At 43.8% G+C, this 16216-nt stretch carries 15 protein-coding genes; 5 read left to right on the plus strand and 10 right to left on the minus strand.

Translation table 11 applies throughout. From position 1 onward, the window contains the following. Positions 1-165, minus strand: a complete 165-nt coding sequence (locus BJP34_RS44750; RefSeq protein ID WP_158517528.1) for a hypothetical protein — start codon at positions 163-165, stop codon at positions 1-3. Between the two features lie 354 nt (positions 166-519). Between BJP34_RS44750 and BJP34_RS28595 the strand changes: the two genes are divergently transcribed. Together BJP34_RS28595 and BJP34_RS28600 are read left to right on the plus strand one after the other, a co-directional pair. Continuing rightward, a complete protein-coding gene (locus tag BJP34_RS28595) occupies positions 520-987 on the plus strand; it encodes an ABC transporter ATP-binding protein (protein ID WP_229424069.1) in 468 nt (155 codons plus the stop codon). Positions 988-1470: 483 nt separating this feature from the next. Continuing rightward, complete coding sequence (locus BJP34_RS28600; RefSeq protein ID WP_229424070.1) at positions 1471-2256, plus strand: efflux RND transporter periplasmic adaptor subunit; 786 nt, start codon at positions 1471-1473, stop codon at positions 2254-2256. A 593-nt stretch (positions 2257-2849) separates the two neighbouring features. Here BJP34_RS28600 and BJP34_RS28605 read toward each other — a convergent pair. Continuing rightward, complete coding sequence (locus tag BJP34_RS28605; protein ID WP_070395273.1) at positions 2850-3224, minus strand: c-type cytochrome; 375 nt, start codon at positions 3222-3224, stop codon at positions 2850-2852. 455 nt (positions 3225-3679) lie between these two features. Here BJP34_RS28605 and petG point away from each other — a divergent pair, with 455 nt between their 5' ends. Beyond that, the gene (gene petG, locus BJP34_RS28610; protein ID WP_070395274.1) at positions 3680-3793 is read left to right on the plus strand and encodes a cytochrome b6-f complex subunit V; all 114 of its coding nucleotides are present in this window, start codon (positions 3680-3682) and stop codon (positions 3791-3793) included. A gap of 50 nt (positions 3794-3843) precedes the next feature. On the opposite strand, the gene rsmD is transcribed toward petG, so the two are convergent. Both rsmD and hisH read right to left on the minus strand, forming a co-directional pair. Beyond that, the gene (gene rsmD, locus BJP34_RS28615; RefSeq protein ID WP_070395275.1) at positions 3844-4383 is read right to left on the minus strand and encodes a 16S rRNA (guanine(966)-N(2))-methyltransferase RsmD; all 540 of its coding nucleotides are present in this window, start codon (positions 4381-4383) and stop codon (positions 3844-3846) included. 73 nt (positions 4384-4456) lie between these two features. Beyond that, positions 4457-5113 (minus strand): imidazole glycerol phosphate synthase subunit HisH, encoded by a 657-nt coding sequence (gene hisH, locus BJP34_RS28620; protein WP_070395276.1) that lies wholly within the window; start codon positions 5111-5113, stop codon positions 4457-4459. Between the two features lie 67 nt (positions 5114-5180). Here hisH and BJP34_RS28625 point away from each other — a divergent pair, with 67 nt between their 5' ends. After that, positions 5181-5690, plus strand: a complete 510-nt coding sequence (locus BJP34_RS28625) for a peptidase C15 (RefSeq protein ID WP_070395277.1) — start codon at positions 5181-5183, stop codon at positions 5688-5690. Positions 5691-5871: 181 nt separating this feature from the next. Here BJP34_RS28625 and BJP34_RS28630 read toward each other — a convergent pair whose 3' ends face one another. The 6 genes from BJP34_RS28630 to BJP34_RS28660 all read right to left on the minus strand — a co-directional run bounded on the left by BJP34_RS28630 (position 5872) and on the right by BJP34_RS28660 (position 14502). Continuing rightward, positions 5872-7467, minus strand: a complete 1596-nt coding sequence (locus tag BJP34_RS28630) for a group II intron reverse transcriptase/maturase (protein ID WP_324610969.1) — start codon at positions 7465-7467, stop codon at positions 5872-5874. 518 nt (positions 7468-7985) lie between these two features. Further along, positions 7986-9740 carry a group II intron reverse transcriptase/maturase gene (gene ltrA / locus BJP34_RS28635; RefSeq protein ID WP_070395278.1) on the minus strand — a complete coding sequence of 585 codons (1755 nt, stop codon included), beginning with the start codon at positions 9738-9740 and terminating at the stop codon, positions 7986-7988. 702 nt (positions 9741-10442) lie between these two features. Continuing rightward, the gene (locus BJP34_RS28640) at positions 10443-11786 is read right to left on the minus strand and encodes an RNA-guided endonuclease InsQ/TnpB family protein (RefSeq protein ID WP_070395279.1); all 1344 of its coding nucleotides are present in this window, start codon (positions 11784-11786) and stop codon (positions 10443-10445) included. 573 nt (positions 11787-12359) lie between these two features. Continuing rightward, positions 12360-12500, minus strand: coding sequence for a hypothetical protein (locus BJP34_RS44755; RefSeq protein ID WP_158517529.1), 141 nt, complete (start codon positions 12498-12500; stop codon positions 12360-12362). A 591-nt stretch (positions 12501-13091) separates the two neighbouring features. Then, entirely contained in the window at positions 13092-13958 is an 867-nt protein-coding gene (ylqF, locus tag BJP34_RS28655) for a ribosome biogenesis GTPase YlqF (protein WP_070395282.1), read from the minus strand. 127 nt (positions 13959-14085) lie between these two features. Beyond that, the gene (locus BJP34_RS28660) at positions 14086-14502 is read right to left on the minus strand and encodes a universal stress protein (protein ID WP_070395283.1); all 417 of its coding nucleotides are present in this window, start codon (positions 14500-14502) and stop codon (positions 14086-14088) included. 190 nt (positions 14503-14692) lie between these two features. Between BJP34_RS28660 and BJP34_RS28665 the strand changes: the two genes are divergently transcribed. Further along, positions 14693-15898 (plus strand): phosphoglycerate kinase, encoded by a 1206-nt coding sequence (locus BJP34_RS28665; protein ID WP_070395284.1) that lies wholly within the window; start codon positions 14693-14695, stop codon positions 15896-15898. The last annotated feature ends 318 nt before the right edge of the window (positions 15899-16216 follow it).

Raw genomic sequence — 16216 nt, forward strand, 5'->3', positions numbered from 1 at the left:
CTAGTAAATATAATCGGGAATCGGGAATCGGGAATCGGGAATCGGGAATCGGGAATCGGGAATCGGGAATCGGGAATCGGGAATCGGGAATCGGGAATCGGGAATCGGGAATCGGGAATCGGGAATCGGGAATCGGGAATCGGAAATCGGAGATCGGAGAGACAATTATTGTCACAATTGATTGAGGATTAATATCTAGTCATTACTATTGAAATAATTAATCATAACTTATAGCAATTTCTAGATATTTTAATTCATAAAATTGTACCCAAAAATAATTATTTAAATTGGCAATAATAAATAACTTAGGTTTAATGCTAAATACTCTGTTCCCTGTTCCCTGTTCCCTGTTCCCTAAAAACCTAGAAATACGTACTTAATAAAGTCGCCAACCGCTATATGAACAATGAACTTATTTTCCAAGTGCGTGACGTGACTAAAACCTATCAGATGGGGGAGGTGAATGTTCAGGCACTAAAATCAGTTACTATTGACCTCTATGCAGGATAATTTGTAGTATTGCTTGGTCCGTCTGGAAGTGGCAAGTCCACTCTGCTGAATATTCTCGGAGGACTTGATGTTCCCTCCTTCGGACAAGTCAAATTCTATAATCGTGATCTATCAAGTGGTGATGATCGTGCTCTTACCCGCTTCCGTCGGGAGTGCGTCGGTTTTGTGTTCCAATTCTATAATTTGATTCCCAGCTTGACGGCTCAGGAAAATGTTGCTTTGGTGACCGAAATTGCTCCTCGTCCGATGGGTCCTCGGGAAGCTTTGGGACTAGTAGGACTAACCCATCGCCTTAACCATTTTCCAGCTCAATTATCTGGGGGTGAACAACAATGGGTTGCGATCGCTTGTGCTATTGCCAAACGTCCTCAAGTGCTCCTATGTGATGAACCAACCGGAGCATTAGACTTTCAGACCGGTAAGCTAGTATTGAATGTATTGGAGCGAGTCAATCAGGAATTGGAACTACTGCTGTAATTACTCACAATGCTGGAATTGCGGCTATGGCAGATCGGGTGATTACCATGGGTAGTGGTGAGATTATTAGTGTACATAGTAATCAGACTAAGATTGCTCCTGAAGATTTAGAGTGGTAAGTCAACGATTGAGTATGTTAAGAATTGAATCAAATTACCTAGCTCGATAGAAAACCGGAGCTATAAAAGAACTAGAGGGAGTCAGAAAGTAAGAGACTTCCCAAGGAGGTGTCAGCTATGATGGCAATATTATTAACAACTTTGTTCGTTTGCTGTCTGTTCGCCTTGACATTAGTGTGTGAAGCTTTGTTTTATAAAGAAGAACAGCAGTTATAAAAAATGGAGCGTTCCTTAATAATGGAATGATTTTAAGAGTTTTTAGGTGCCCTTGACCTATTAAGAATTAAATTCGCACCAACGGGCTCGCACCTGTGGAATGGGCATCTTGCCTGTTCCTGATATTTTCGGTTGGTCTTAGACTTCCATGAATTCCCTAGACCGTAAACTCTTACGTGACCTATGGCAATTGCGAGCTCAGGTGATAGCGATCACATTAGTAGTAGCCCGTGCTGAAATCTACTCCCCAATTGATGGTTATGTCCTACGAGTCAATCAGGAAAGTGCTCGATATGTACAAGCCGGAACCCCCCTGTTGGAACTAGGGAATCCTGCCGACCTAGAGATTGTCGTTGATTTGCTTTCTACTGATGCGGTCAAAGTCAAGCCAGGAGCAAAAATGTTTATTGAACATTGGGGGGGAGAGCGCACCCTAAACGCTCAGGTGAAGTACGTCGAACCCTCAGGTTTTACTAAAATTTCAGCTCTTGGGGTAGAAGAACAGCGAGTGAATGCGATCGCTAATTTTGTAGATTCCCCAATTCCTTTAGGTGATGGCTACCGGGTAGAAACACGGATTGTAGTTTGGGAAAGCTCAGATGTGCTAGTCGTTCCCTTAAGTGCCATTTTCCGCTGCGACTCACAACAACATAGCTCCTTTGACTCCATTGCCCAAAATAGGGATGATCTGTCTGTCTCTGGAACAAGGAAAACACAGGGAACTAACCAATTTTCAGATCATCAAGGGAGTATCAACTTCCAGACCTGCTGTACCTTTGTGCTGGAAAACAACCAAGCTAAGAAACGTCAGATTATGATTAGTCAGCGCAGTAATCTTGAAGCAGTTATTGAACAAGGACTTCGAGAAGGAGAAATAGTCATCTTGCATCCCACTGAGCAAATTCAGGAAGGAAAACAAGTTGCACCCCGTTGACTAGCTATCGTTTCACTAGTTATCCTATATAATTTAAATTTCTATAATTGACATTTCAAATGTTAAACTTAATTGATATTAAAAGCGATGAGCCTTGGTGAATTCAGGTATAATTTAGAATTACCGTATGCTAAATCACCAATCAATCAGCAACGCCAGAAATGCTATAAGTCAATCAACATTTAACGGGCATATTTTTTCTTCAGCGCTCTTCATCAACCTTAAACCTTGGCCAATAGGCCACGCGTGCGCGTTCAACCTACCCTACTCAAACGCCAAAGCCTAAAAACCTTAAACCTTGCCCAAAAGGCCACGCGTGCGCGTTCAACCTACCCTACATCGAATCGCCTTGGGGGAACAACCTATCCTACACCTGACGCCCTTGGGGAAAAACCTTCAACCTTGGCCAAAAGGCCACCCGTGCGCGTTCAACTTTCAACTTTCAACTTTTAACCTTCAACCTTGGCCAAAAGGCCACGCGTGCGCGTTCAACTTTCAACTTTTAACCTTTAATATTTAACCTTTAATATTTAACCTTTAACATTTAACATTTAACCTTGGCCTTTGGCCACGCGTGCGCGTTCAACCTTTAGTTACAATTGTTCCAGGTAACTCAACAGGTCTGCCATATCTCTAGTCTGAGGTTGAAACTTAGGCATTGGTGGTGTTCTACCACTGATCACTTGCTGAATCAGACTGACCTCAGACTTTCTCTTAGAGATACTCAGTAGACTTGGTCCTACATTGCCATCCCCGTTGGCTCCATGACACCCAGCACAGTTGATTTGAAAAATAGCATCACCTCGGACTGGATCACCGTTGAGGGACAAAACCTTTTGTACATAAGGATCGGAATCCTGCATCATGGGAATTCCGATCAGGCTAAGACTTATAGCAAGCAAAGCCACTAGTACTATCAAGGTGACTCGCCGCACTAGAACTCTAGGTTGGACCAGCTGGTTTTCCAATGGGTCTCCTGTCAAGTTGACTATCGATAAAGCGCTTGTAATCTTGATAAAACTGAACCATTGATTAAGTTGTGTTAAGCAATGATAAGTGAATACTTAGACTAAGTATTATTTTTATTTATAAACATAGCTTAAAATTTATGGAGTCATTAATCAAGATCTTGTGGTGTATTTGTATTATATGCTACACTATCCAAATTTCCATATACCTGATACTAAGGGAATAGATCTAAGGTATACATTTTAGTATATAAGCTGGGATATAGGAAAAAGTACTCAAGTCAACTCAGGGCTTAGGTCATGAGGTCAGAGCCTCCTGAGTGTGACTGAACAATGTCAACCCATGGAACTCACAATGCTTGATAAATAACTGTTTGACCACCAGCAGCACCCTAAGGTTGATCAGACCTAGTAATATGAGAAACAGGTAAAAAAACTTAATTAGGAGACTTAGTGTGGTAGAACCGTTGCTTGTTGGGATTGTCCTTGGCTTAATACCTGTTACTCTATTGGGGTTATTTTTTGCTGCCTATATGCAATACCAACGGGGTAACCAACTTGGGGGTTAGTTTTTCCTTCCCAGAGCTGATAAACCCCTGATCTAAACCAAACCTCTGACCTAAACCAATGGGCAATAGAAGGTCAAGGCAGTATTGCCATAGACCTTCTGGCGACAAATTTCTAAATTGGGGATTGGTTGTGGTTGCCAGTAGTTAGAGCTATGCTCAACAGCTAACTCACCATTGCTGTCGAGGAGCTGGTATTGAGCGATCGCATCTAACACTGGCTGGTACAAATCACTAGCGTAGGGGGGGTCAAAATAAATGTGGTCAAACTGCTGAGGAGCCAAGGTTTTCAATCGCCTGACCACATCCCCCTGCAACACCCGAAATTCTTGCTGCGGCTGAGCCATCTGCTGCCAGTTCTGACGAATAATTGAGCAAGCTTTTGCCCATTTGTCAATCCCTACCACCAAAGCAGCTCCCCGACATAGAGCCTCAGCACCCATTGAACCACTACCAGCACATAAATCCAGCCATCGGCAATTCCCTATACTGCCTTGCCAAATATTAAATACTGCCTCCCGCACCCGTGCTGGTGTCGGGCGGGTAATTTGTCCTGGCAAAGTTTTCAGTTGGCGATTGCCGTAAATTCTCATCCAAAAACAGGACAGTGGGGAGCGTGCTGATTAAATCAGTAGTAGTAGCAGCATTTTAAATGAAGAATAATTGTCAGGCTTTGGTAGCAAGTGTACGATCATTGCAGTAACTCTTAACCTCAGCCACGAAATTAGACAAAATTTGCAGTCCTGTAGTAGAAGACTTTTCCGGGTGAAACTGTACTGCTACGACATTATTGTAAGCGATCGCAGCCGTCACGGTTTGACTCCCATGAGTAGTAGTTGCAGCTCGAATCCCAGGCTCAACTGGGTCAACATAATAAGAATGGACAAAATAGACTCGGGGATTGCCCGATAAATGCTGCCAAAGGGGACAATCTGGTTGAGTAAACTCTAGCTGGTTCCAACCCATATGGGGAATCGTAATACTTGGTTCTCGACGAAAGCGGCGCACTGTGCCAGGCACAATCCCTAATCCAGGTTCTGTGCCTTCTTCACTTGCCTCAAACAGAATTTGTAAACCTAGACAAATACCTAAAAATGGTTTACCGCTGGCAATGGCTTGTTTAATCGCTTGCTCTAGGTTGCGCGATCGCAAATGTTGTATCGCTGGGTCAAACGCCCCCACTCCCGGTAGTACCACCGCATCCGCCTGTGCTATATCTGCTGCTAAATCTGTCACTAAGGTAGTTGCACCAGCTTTCTGTAACCCTTTACAGGCAGAGTGCAGGTTCCCCATGTCGTAGTCTACAACCGCAATTACTGGCATTAACCTGCTTTCCCTTACATTTACATTGGAATATTCAAGCTATTTTTATTTTAATTGGTTCTGTTGAATGAACAAAAAAATCCTCCTGACATCCTTTCAAACCTGGCTACCGGATCAGGTATCTAACTCCTCTGATGATTTATTAGAGAAAATTGCTCAAACCAATGATTTATCTGCTTCCCTGACTTTTATAAGACAGTTGCCCGTTGATATTGCCAAAGCTAGTGCTCAGGTAATTGCCACAATTGATCAAATACAACCCGATCGGATTATTTGTTGTGGCATGGCTTGTAAGCGGAACAAATTAACCGTCGAATCCTGTGCTAGTCGTGAAGATGCCTGCCTTCAAACCCCAGTGAACTTAGAGAAACTAGTAGCTGCCTTGAGTGGATGTGAGATTAGCCATGATGCTGGTAAATTTGTCTGCGAAGGACTCTATTACGAAGTGTTGAAGTATCTTGGAGAACATCACCTCAATACTTCTTGTATCTTTGTTCATGTACCTGTGCTGAATCGAGACAATTTGCCCAGTATCTTGGCTGATTTTAGGATAATTTTGGAACAAATGGCACATTGACATCTCCCCCGGTTAAAACACGGGGGATTCTAAAAGGACGTTACGCGGTAGCGGTTTTCCCGTACCGCGTAACCCTTATACCGATATGATTTAGACAAGTTAGTATTACGGTCGATGCCTGGGATTATCCAGGGCACCTCCGCTCCAGAACCGTGCATGAAACTTTCGCCTCACACGGCTCCTAGGTAAACTCGGTCTTTGACCGGCCTTTCGGCTTGCTCTTACGTTTGCCTCCTGCTACTGAGTCAGAGGGACATACTTCTGTCCGTGTCCAATGTATCTGTTGGTGGCAACTTTGATGGACTGCTAATAAGTTATTTTTAGACCAATTGTCGTGGTTTCCATCAATATGATGAAGGTGTACAAGTTCGTCTTCCATGAACTTGAGTCCACAATGTCCGCAAGAATGGTTCTGCTTTTTCAATGCGTCTGAAGTAGAATTGGAGTATAAACGTGAATTTCGTTTGCTCCAATATACTAAGTCACCGTCGTAGGGTGACTTAGTCCCCTTTACGTTCACGTGTTGGTTTTGTCTGTACCCTACGCTTGGAAAAGCCTTTTTACCTAGTTCATTAGCTCTATACCGATTTACTTTCTTTTCCTTCCGGAATTTGCGGTTTGCGGTTTTGTTCATGAACCATAGCTTATCCCGTGTGCTGCTCATATCGCAGCTGCTGTGGTAATTGCGCCACCCGCGAACGATTGGGGCTAGTTTTTTAGCTTTTACTTCGGCACCATAATTCGAGTTGTTGACTATGGCTTTGATTTTCTGACGAATTGCTCTGTGATTTTCCTCTGAGGGAATACACAAAAACTTTCCGTCTTTTCTAACGCGGAATTTCCACCCTAGGAAGTCAAATCCATCTGTCGTTTTGGTTAGCCTTGTCTTTTCTTCACTGATTTCCATCCCTCTCTCGGCCAGGAATGCTTTGATAGAATCCAGTATCTTCGTGGCGTTGTCTTTTGGTTTTAGAATTATTACCATGTCGTCTGCGTAGCGCAGACTGGGGTGTATTTCTTCTATTCCGTTTAGTGCCACGTTTGCTAATAGGGGACTTACTACCCCACCTTGCGGAGTGCCTTGTTCAGGGAACTCTGGGTGAACGCCTGCTTTTAAGCATCTATATACTCCTTGCTTAATGCACTTTGGGGCTATGAGTTCACTCATTATGGCGGTGTGGTTGATACGGTCAAAGCATTTCTTGATGTCTAGTTCGATAATGCGTTTGTTGATGCCGTTTGCGTCTGACTTCAAGTGAAGTTGTAGTCGTTTTTGGACATCTTGGGTGCATCTTCCCGTCCTGAATCCGTAACTGTTCCCACTGAATGTGGCTTCATGTGCTGGTTCCAGAGCAAATTTGATTAGACATTGCCATGCTCGGTCTGCGATGGTAGGTATCTTTAACATCCGAGTTTTCCCATTCTTTTTACGGATTGGTACTTCTCGTAGTCCACTGTGGTGCCAGTCTTCACCACAGTGGTTCAGTTTTTCCACCAGTTCTATGCGTTCTTGGTAATTGAGGCTTGACTTTCCATCAACTCCAGCCGTCTTTTTCCCCTTATTTAGCTGTGTCACTTGCCGGACAGCCAAAAGCTGGGCGGAACGGGATTTTAGAATCAGTTTCTGTAGAGACTTGGCCTTCTTCAAGTCACCAGCTCGAACCGCTTTGTACACTCGTCGCTGTAGGCGGAAAAGATTCTGGCGGAGTTTCTTCCACTGTTGGCTTTTCCAAAGTTCGCTATATCTTTTGGACATGCGTCTAACTGTGCTCTCCATTGGTTTGTGTACTCTGAATACCCGTCACCAGTTTCCGGTGACATCTTACCCGGTAGTAGGGATTAAGTTTGACATAACTTACCGTAGGTACGACCGTCCTACAGACCTATTGCTACCGTTTTTACTCGTTCCGTCCATTAGATTGTTTTGGTGATTTAGGGCAGTCCAATTTGCCTATTCCCTCATCGGAGATTACAGTCATCCTATTCAAAACACTGTGATGATAATCGGGAATCGAGTCTCGCTGTGGTTCTATCAGATTGCGGCTCTACGATAAGACACTTTTTCAGGACTTTTGCTATCCGTTACCCTTGTCACCTTCCCATTACCGCCAGTGTCTAGCATCTGAGACTAGTCTGGTTGCGGCCTGATGCCAGCGTCACTCTGCTAGGATGTCGCCTTGCTATTAAACTAAGCCAGGGAGTTGCCCCACATCTGACTCGTCTCCAAAACCGTACGTGACAGTTTCCCGTCATACGGCTCCTCATGATAGGAATCTCCTTGTCATTGGGTACCTCTCAGAAGGGGTTGTTATCTAGTTCTTGAAAATCCGTAATGGGTTCTTGTTTCCTAGTTACCCTGTTTCTGTGTTTTTCATCGTGACAATGTAGGTGAAGTAGCTCAAAATTTTTGAGTTGGTCGTTTCCACCTTGAGCGCGTGGTATTATATGGTGTATTTCCATTAAATCTCCATCCTTGAAAGTGAGGCCACAGTGATTACACTTCCCTTTTTGTCTTTTTAAAAGTTTCCCCTTTATGCTTGACATTTCTGGGTGATTTTGTAATCTGTTGCTCCAGTAGGGTAAATCTCCGTCGTATATACTTCTGGTGTTTTGTACTTTTACATGTCTGACAATTTTTGTTTTGGCATGTTTTGGGAGATAGTTATCTTCTCCTGTCATAAAAACCCAATTGTCTATCTTTGGAGCTTCCCAGGGTTTTAGTGGTTTTTCAACTTTGGTTCCCCAGTATTTTTTATTTACCCATGATTTTGATTTTCTTGGATGTCTCCTATATCCCCACCTTCTGAGTTTGTGCCAGAGCAGGTTGTCTAAGTCTGAAAAGGTTTCCTTACTGACTTGACTTTTATTGTAGTTGCACCATCCGGTTATGACGGGTTTAAGCTTGCTTATCAGAGCTTCCTGAGGAGCTGCTTTGAACTTGTCTATAATTTCGGCTAGATTTTTGTAGTGCTCTTTTACTCGTTCTTTTGATGGTTTGATGAGGGTTTTAAAACCTTGCTTTGTTTGATGTATCCCGCCTTTGTACTGCCGTACGTTAAATCCGAGGAAGTTGAATCCCTCTAGAGTGTGGGCTATTCTGGTCTTGCTTGGTTTTAGTTCCAGGCCGATGTCCTTTAACCATTCATTAATTCTCTTTTGGCATTCTTCTACCACTTCTTTGGAATTATGCAAGATGACAAAGTCATCTGCATATCGAATAAGGCTTATCGCTTTTATTCTTTGAGTACTTTTGCCGTAAGTCTTGGCTGGCAAGCATCGGGCGTAATTTTTCACTACTTCTTCCATTCCGTGGAGGGCTATATTCGCCAAAAGTGGGGATATTATTCCACCCTGGGGAGTACCCTCATTTGTAGGTAAGAATGTTCCCTCGTCCATTACTCCCGCTTTTAACCAACCTTTGATTAATCGCTTCATGGATGGATAGGTATTTAGTTTGTTGAGAAGTTTATTGTGGTTGATTTTATCAAAGCATTTGGATATATCGGCATCTAGAACCCATTTAGGTTTTTGATTGATATTAGTCCATATTGCTTGGATAGCATCATGACATGACCTTCCTGGTCTGAACCCGTATGTGTTTGGCTCAAATTTTGCCTCCCATTCGGGTTCCAGTGCTTGCTTTGCTAAGGCTTGAAGTGCTCGGTCGTAAATAGTGGGTATCCCTAGAGGACGCTTTTCTTTGCGACCTGGCTTATTTATCCAAACTCGGCGGGTAGGTTGAGGTCTTTTGTATAATTTAAGGCTGGCTACTAAGGCGAGTCTCTGTTTACCATTTAGGTCTTTTTCCCCGTCTATTCCGGCAGTCTTTTTGCCTTTGTTCTGTTGTGTTACCTTCCTTACCGCCAGCATTTTTGCTGACCAGGATTTCATCAGGATTTTTTGGAGTTTTCTTACCACGCGGACATTCCCACGTTGAGAGGCTTGATATATCCGTTTTTGCAGCTTAAATACGACTCGTTCTAGCTTTCGCCAATCGATTCGATTCCATTCCGACTGTGGGGCGAACCCCCGAGCTTTAGACTTTTTCACTGTTACTCATAGCTATATCTTTTCCTTATCACGTGAATCTGTCTGCTTATCCTGAGTATTAATTCAGGCGTTTTGCTTCTGATTCCATCTTTCCTTCATAGGTCATGCGGCTAACTACCTACTCAGAAATCGACCTTTCTGAGAGAGCCTATGAGGTTACTTCGTTCCTGATAACCATTCTGTGAACTTTTAGGGTGATACTATTCGCCGGGAGTTAGAGAAATCTTTATAGGTACACCGGAGCCTATAAACCTGTGTTACTCCTTTATCTATTTGAAAGCAGCATTTCAGCCTTATTTTGCTGCGTCCTGGTAACGACGACTCAAATGTATCTTTCTCTCGTACCCGTGAGTTCCCTGCCTGTTACTAGCACCACCTTAGGCTGGTAGTGTTTCACTGTTCGACCCCGCTTTACCCGCTTAGTTTGTTATGACCCAGTGAGTAGGGGTAGGGCTGTCACTCGGATTTCACGAGGGTTGGTTTTGCACCAACATGATTATCAAGTTGTCAAGGTTTGTTTACCTTGCGACTAATCCCCCGAACCCTTTATAGGGTAAGGTTTCTAGTCAACGAATCGCACCGGTGTGGCCAGGTAGGGTGTCACTTATCTCTTCAAGGGGCGGGCTTTCACCGCCATCCGCAGGACAGTTATGAAACTATGGGATATAATCCCGCAGTTCCCCTGAGTCATACCCCACTCTACTACGAGTGGCTCCTACTCAGAACGAGCCGCACGAATAGATCGTATCGGTGTGGAAGTGTCAAAGCTTCCCTAACCACCTTAGTCAGGTTGAATGACTGTGTGGTTACTTTTTTGAGTATGTTGGCAGCGCCGTTTGAATCGGCGTTGATCAACTTCCCGGAGGCGGTCTTGTATAGTCCACGCCTAACTCTTTTTCCAGAAGGGATCCATCCGCTGGGTTTTTCACCATGTTTTGGTAATGAATCGCCGTCCAAGAAAGACGCTTTGCTAGTGTAAGATTCCTCAGTGAGAATAAAGTTTATTCCGTACTCAGTACAGAGTTGATTCAATCTTTTAATTAGTCGTTTAGTAGGAATGGTTACAAACTGTTGGTTACCCTTCTTACCCATGTTTGAACGATTTTTCTGTCCTTCGTTCCAGCCAAATATCAGATTCCCTGTCCCATCGTTTAAACAACGATTTACTAGAAACCGAGCTGCTTTGTTTACTGCATCTCGCATCTGATTATTTCGCTTTAACTGGATTCTGTCTAGATGGGAGTCCCAATATTTTTCCGATTTTTCCGATTTGTGTTTAGCAACAAGGCGACAGTAACCTTGATTCATTGATTTAAGTTTTCGACCGTCAATAATAAAACTTTTTCCCAAAGTCGAAACGCAGGTTAGCCAGTTGTCGCTGCCATGGTCTATCCCGATCCCGTGAGAGTAATCAAGGTTTGGATTATCAGTTACTGGTTGCTTCCCATCATCAATAACCCAATCTACCCACAATTGTCCGTAACAAGGGCGAACTGTAACCTCTTTGACCCAGTCAGGATCTATGAAATCAGGAGGGGCTAAGCTTATTTGAGTTAGTAACTCAGGTTTACTTTCTTTACTAACAGAAGGGTAAAACAACCCCTCTTTATATGTGAGAGCTTGTTTTGGGAAAGTTACAGCAGCAAAGCCTCCAGATTTTCTATAACGAGGGAATTTTGGCCTATCCACTTTTCCCTGGTAGTAGAGTCCGACTAATTTGTTGTAACTATTAAGCGCCTCTCCTACGGTTTTCAATGTTTGTTGAGCAGATTGAGCGGCCATTCCCTTGTAGTGAGGTGACATTTTTAGTGCTTTATCTATCTCGGGATACTTTGTACTGCACTTGTAAGTTTTCCACCCGAGTCTTAGCTCATCACCACGCCAGTAAGTGGTGTAAGCCTCTTGATCTTCAAGCCATTGATAGTGTTTTTGTTTGGCATAGTAGACAGCGCAATTAAACAGGCTGTTAGCTTGCTTGCATTGAAACTCCCAGAACACTTTCTCTTCGCTTGAAAAGTTGACTTTTATCGGTATAGTCCTGTACACTTGACAACCTCGACCTCTTTGTTATCAGTTTATAACTATATACGTATAGTCTAACAATGTCAAGCAAAAATCCATCTAAATCTCAAAAAAGAATGAGAGGAATTCCTGTCTACTATAACGAACTCAAAAAACCACACACTATCATGTTTACAGATACTGTGTGGAAGTGGTTACAGCTTTCCGCGAAGGACTCAAATACCAGTGTCGGGGAGCTTATAGAGCGTTGGGTTAGAAGTCAAATAGAGGACACGACGCCGATATTTCCAGTCTCTGTTTTTCATCCCGGAGACGAAACCTTAGAATAAGGCAGCCTTTATGGTTGGTCGGCTATGAACAAAAGGGTTAAAACTTTATGATTAAGGCTGCCTTATTCTTACGGTAACTTCTGACCCCGGCTAAAAGCACGGGGGTTCTCAAATTTCAGGAAGTTTTGATAGACTTTGTCACAGTTGTCGGTAACTTCGGATCGGGGAACTTCCGATCAGCAGACAAAATTTATGAAAAACAGTATCAGAAAAGCGATGCAGCAGCGATGCAGCGCGGTCTTGGGGGTTTCCCCCATGAGCGACTGCATCAAGACAAGGTAGCGCTGTCAAAGGGAGCCACTGTGATCTTGAGGAGGCAGCGCCGACCTGCGGGGGTCTCGCCCATGAGCGACTGCCGTGGTCCCCCCCATGAGCGACTGCCGTGGCTTCCCCCAATTCGGCACGGCATCAAGACAATACTTTTGCGATAGGTCTAATCAAGACAACCGTCAACCGTCAACAAATACAAACTTTAGTTAAGAAATATTGATGCTTATAGCAGTATCTATTAATACAGGTAAACAGAGCTTACGCAATTCAGCCATCGACACACTACCTGTAGGGGTTAAAGGGTAACTGTTAACACTACCTGTAGAGTTCTTGCGTAAGCCCTGCATCAGCTGTTTCGGTGCTCAATACTGATTATAGGACTGATTGAAAAACTTTTCCCTCGGCAATATTACTGAAGTTGTTTACGCTAATTAGCTCAAGTCATCTGTCTCAAGTTAGGTTTAGCTCCTCAATTCGCTTCCTCGCTTAAGTTCTGGTATTTCTTTTTCAAGAGATATTGACAATATTGGTTCAATAAGACTTAAATTCTTTCCTTTTATAGACAAACATATCCATAGGGAACTTAGGCCCCCTAGAAAGACTATCTAGAAAGACTCCCTAGTAATACTCCCTAGTAGGACGCTCACTAGCTAGTACTCACTAGTAGAATCGGGCTTGTAATTTTACTTGTGTAGATGCTGTAGATGCTAAGGATTTACATTGGTGGTACTTAGGGTAGTACTTCTGGTGGTACTTCCAATGCAATTGCTCCGAGTAAACCCTTGCGAAAATCCCCCAATAGTTGCCGCGCTGTACGTTCGATGTTTCCCTGATAGCGATAGTCGGCTAAACCATGTAAGTAATCTTCAGCGCTTAATGGGTTTGGGTCTAGTTGGTACCTCTTTTGTAAAGAAGACTTTAATAAAAGAGTGTACTCCTTCATATTATCTAAATCTTTCAGGAATGCAACCAGTGCTGTTGCTACCCGTTGGTTGTCGTAAGATGCTTCACCAATGTCATCACAGATAGCTAACTTGAGCGCCTGCTGCTGATTGTTTAACTTGGCAGGAATAACACCAGGAGCATCAAGTAGTTCAAGTTGGTCAGAAATACGTATCCAACGCAATTGGCGTGTCACACCGGGACGACGAGCACTTTCTACCACACGACGTCCCAAAAGTCGATTAATTAAAGCCGATTTACCAACATTGGGAAATCCAATTACCACAGCTCGGACAGGACGAGGTCGCATTCCCCGTGAGCGCCTACGTTGATTGATTTCCTCCCCAGCTGTCTGGGCGGCTTTAGCCACAGCGCGGATACCCTTACCCTGTTGAGCATTAGTGAAATAGGGGATATCCCCTTGCTGTTGAAACCACGATTCCCAAAGTTGCCGCATCCTTGGCTCAATCATATCCACCCGGTTAATCACTAACACCCGAGTTTTATTACCCACCCACTGCTCGGTTTGAGGATGATGAGTAGAGAGGGGAATCCGAGCATCCCGCACCTCTAATACCACATCCACTCGCTTCAACTGTTCCTTGAGTTCTCGCTCGGCTTTGGCAATGTGTCCGGGATACCACTGGATTGTCATGAGTTATTAGCCATTAGTCATTAGTCATTGCTGATTAGTCATTGGTCATTAGTTAATTGAAAATCGACCATTGGCAATTGACAATTAGTAACCAAGGAATTTTATGAAACCAATGACTAATCACAAATTAGGGAATAATCAAAACTGGGCAAGGGGACAAATTAATCACTCGATCGGCCACGCTATTAGCTATACCTTCATCTGTCAAGCCTAGCCCCCGAGAGCCCATGACAATTAAATTTGCCCCAATTTCGTCAGCCACATCGCAGATCACGAAGGCAGGCTTTCCTTCCCGCTCCAGGGTTTTGGCTTCAATGCCTTCCTGAGCAAATAGTGCTTTGGCACCGTTAAGCAGTTCTGTTACTACTTCAGGGGATGTCATTGCCTCGGGAGCAGCAGCTGTACCCTGGCCAGGGTCAGGTTTTTCAACCACTGACAGCAGATATAGATTGCTGCCGTACTTTTGCACTATGTTCCCAACAACCTCAGCAGCTTCACGGCTTTCTCGACTTGAGTCAATGGGAAATACAACGGTATTGAACATATCACAGATTTCCTCCAGGATCCGGACTCCGGTAAAATGTGAACGGTCTTAACAAAAGAATACCTTTTGTCCTGGTCATTCAGCTGGTGACTTACCAGTTAATGTACAGCGACTCTCTGAAGTAAAATCATCCGGCAACACGGCTGATAGTCAGGGATTAGCAGGCAATAGCAATTAGGAGATTAATACTGTGTCCAAGAAAAGTGTAGCCAATTTAAGTGAATCAGATTTAGCCGGAAAAACGGTATTGGTCAGAGCAGACCTGAATGTACCCCTGGATGACAATGGCACCATCACCGATGATACTCGCATTCGTGCTGCTTTACCCACTGTTCAAGATTTACTTAAGAAAGGGGCAAAGGTAATCCTGTGTAGCCACTTGGGACGACCCAAGGGACAAGTGAAAGAAAGCTTGCGTCTAACCCCTGTTGCTGAGCGTCTTTCGGAACTCCTGGGTCAACCGGTGACCATGTGTAAAGACTGTGTTGGGGACGAGGTGGCTGCCCAAGTTGGTGCTTTGGAAAATGGTCAGGTGGCTTTACTGGAAAATCTCCGCTTCCACGCTGGGGAGGAAAAGAATGACCCAGAATTCACCAAACAGTTGGCATCCCTTGCTGATTTGTATGTCAATGATGCCTTTGGAACAGCCCACCGGGCTCATGCCTCTACTGAGGGAGTCACCCATTACCTGAGTCCTTCTGTAGCTGGGTACTTGATTGAGAAGGAACTGCAGTATTTACAAAATGCTGTAGAAAATCCCGAAAAGCCTCTAGCTGCAATTATTGGCGGCTCTAAGGTGTCCAGTAAGATTGGGGTGATTGATACTCTACTGGAGAAGGTGGATAAACTGCTAATTGGCGGTGGAATGATTTTTACCTTCTACAAGGCCCGTGGTATGAGTGTGGGTAAGTCCCTGGTGGAAGACGATAAGCTGGATTTGGCGAAATCTTTAGAAGCTAAGGCAAAAGAGCGTGGTGTACAATTGCTGTTGCCCACTGATGTGGTTATCGCAGATAATTTTGCCCCTGATGCTAATTCCCAGACTGTCAGTATTGAAGCTATTCCCGATGGCTGGATGGGTTTGGATATTGGTCCAGATTCTGTCAAGGTGTTTCAGGAGGCTTTGGCAGATTGCAAAACTGTGATCTGGAATGGTCCGATGGGAGTGTTTGAGTTTGATCAGTTCGCCAAGGGGACAGAAGCGATCGCAAACTCTATGGCTGAGCTGACCAAGACAGGTGCATCTACCATCATTGGTGGTGGTGACTCAGTAGCTGCCGTCGAAAAAGTTGGTGTTGCTGAGCAAATGAGCCACATTTCCACCGGTGGTGGTGCCAGCCTTGAGTTACTCGAAGGCAAGGTTCTACCTGGAATTGCTGCTTTAAATGATGCCTAACTATTTTTTAACGCATTGTTTTAAATAATAGTTTTCAATAGGGAGATAGCATTTCTGTCTCCCTATTTAGCATTGTCCCATAGCGGAATATTTTTTGCTGTTCGGATCAATCAGCATTAGTTTTTAGGATCTATTTGGAAATACTAGATTGGGACTAAGGGCGAAAAAGTCATAAAAAACAGACCATAGCGTAAACGTCACCATCAGTGATTTTGTCTTTGGTAAACCTCATCCAACCTTCAACTTTCAACTTTTAACCTTAAACTTTGAAATTTCAACTTTGAACTTTAAACTTTAAACTTTGAACTTTAAACTTTC

Origin of the sequence: Moorena producens PAL-8-15-08-1 (assembly GCF_001767235.1) — a bacterium.
GTDB lineage: Bacteria > Cyanobacteriota > Cyanobacteriia > Cyanobacteriales > Coleofasciculaceae > Moorena > Moorena producens_A.

Coding starts and splice junctions, on each gene's coding strand:
- BJP34_RS28630 (WP_324610969.1), bottom strand. CDS start 7,467: ATGGAGAGCACAGTTAGACGCATGTCCAAAAGATATAGCGAACTTTGG.
- ylqF (WP_070395282.1), bottom strand. CDS start 13,958: ATGACAATCCAGTGGTATCCCGGACACATTGCCAAAGCCGAGCGAGAA.
- hisH (WP_070395276.1), bottom strand. CDS start 5,113: ATGCCAGTAATTGCGGTTGTAGACTACGACATGGGGAACCTGCACTCT.
- rsmD (WP_070395275.1), bottom strand. CDS start 4,383: ATGAGAATTTACGGCAATCGCCAACTGAAAACTTTGCCAGGACAAATT.
- BJP34_RS28660 (WP_070395283.1), bottom strand. CDS start 14,502: ATGTTCAATACCGTTGTATTTCCCATTGACTCAAGTCGAGAAAGCCGT.
- BJP34_RS44755 (WP_158517529.1), bottom strand. CDS start 12,500: ATGCCGTGCCGAATTGGGGGAAGCCACGGCAGTCGCTCATGGGGGGGA.
- BJP34_RS28600 (WP_229424070.1), top strand. CDS start 1,471: ATGAATTCCCTAGACCGTAAACTCTTACGTGACCTATGGCAATTGCGA.
- BJP34_RS28625 (WP_070395277.1), top strand. CDS start 5,181: ATGAACAAAAAAATCCTCCTGACATCCTTTCAAACCTGGCTACCGGAT.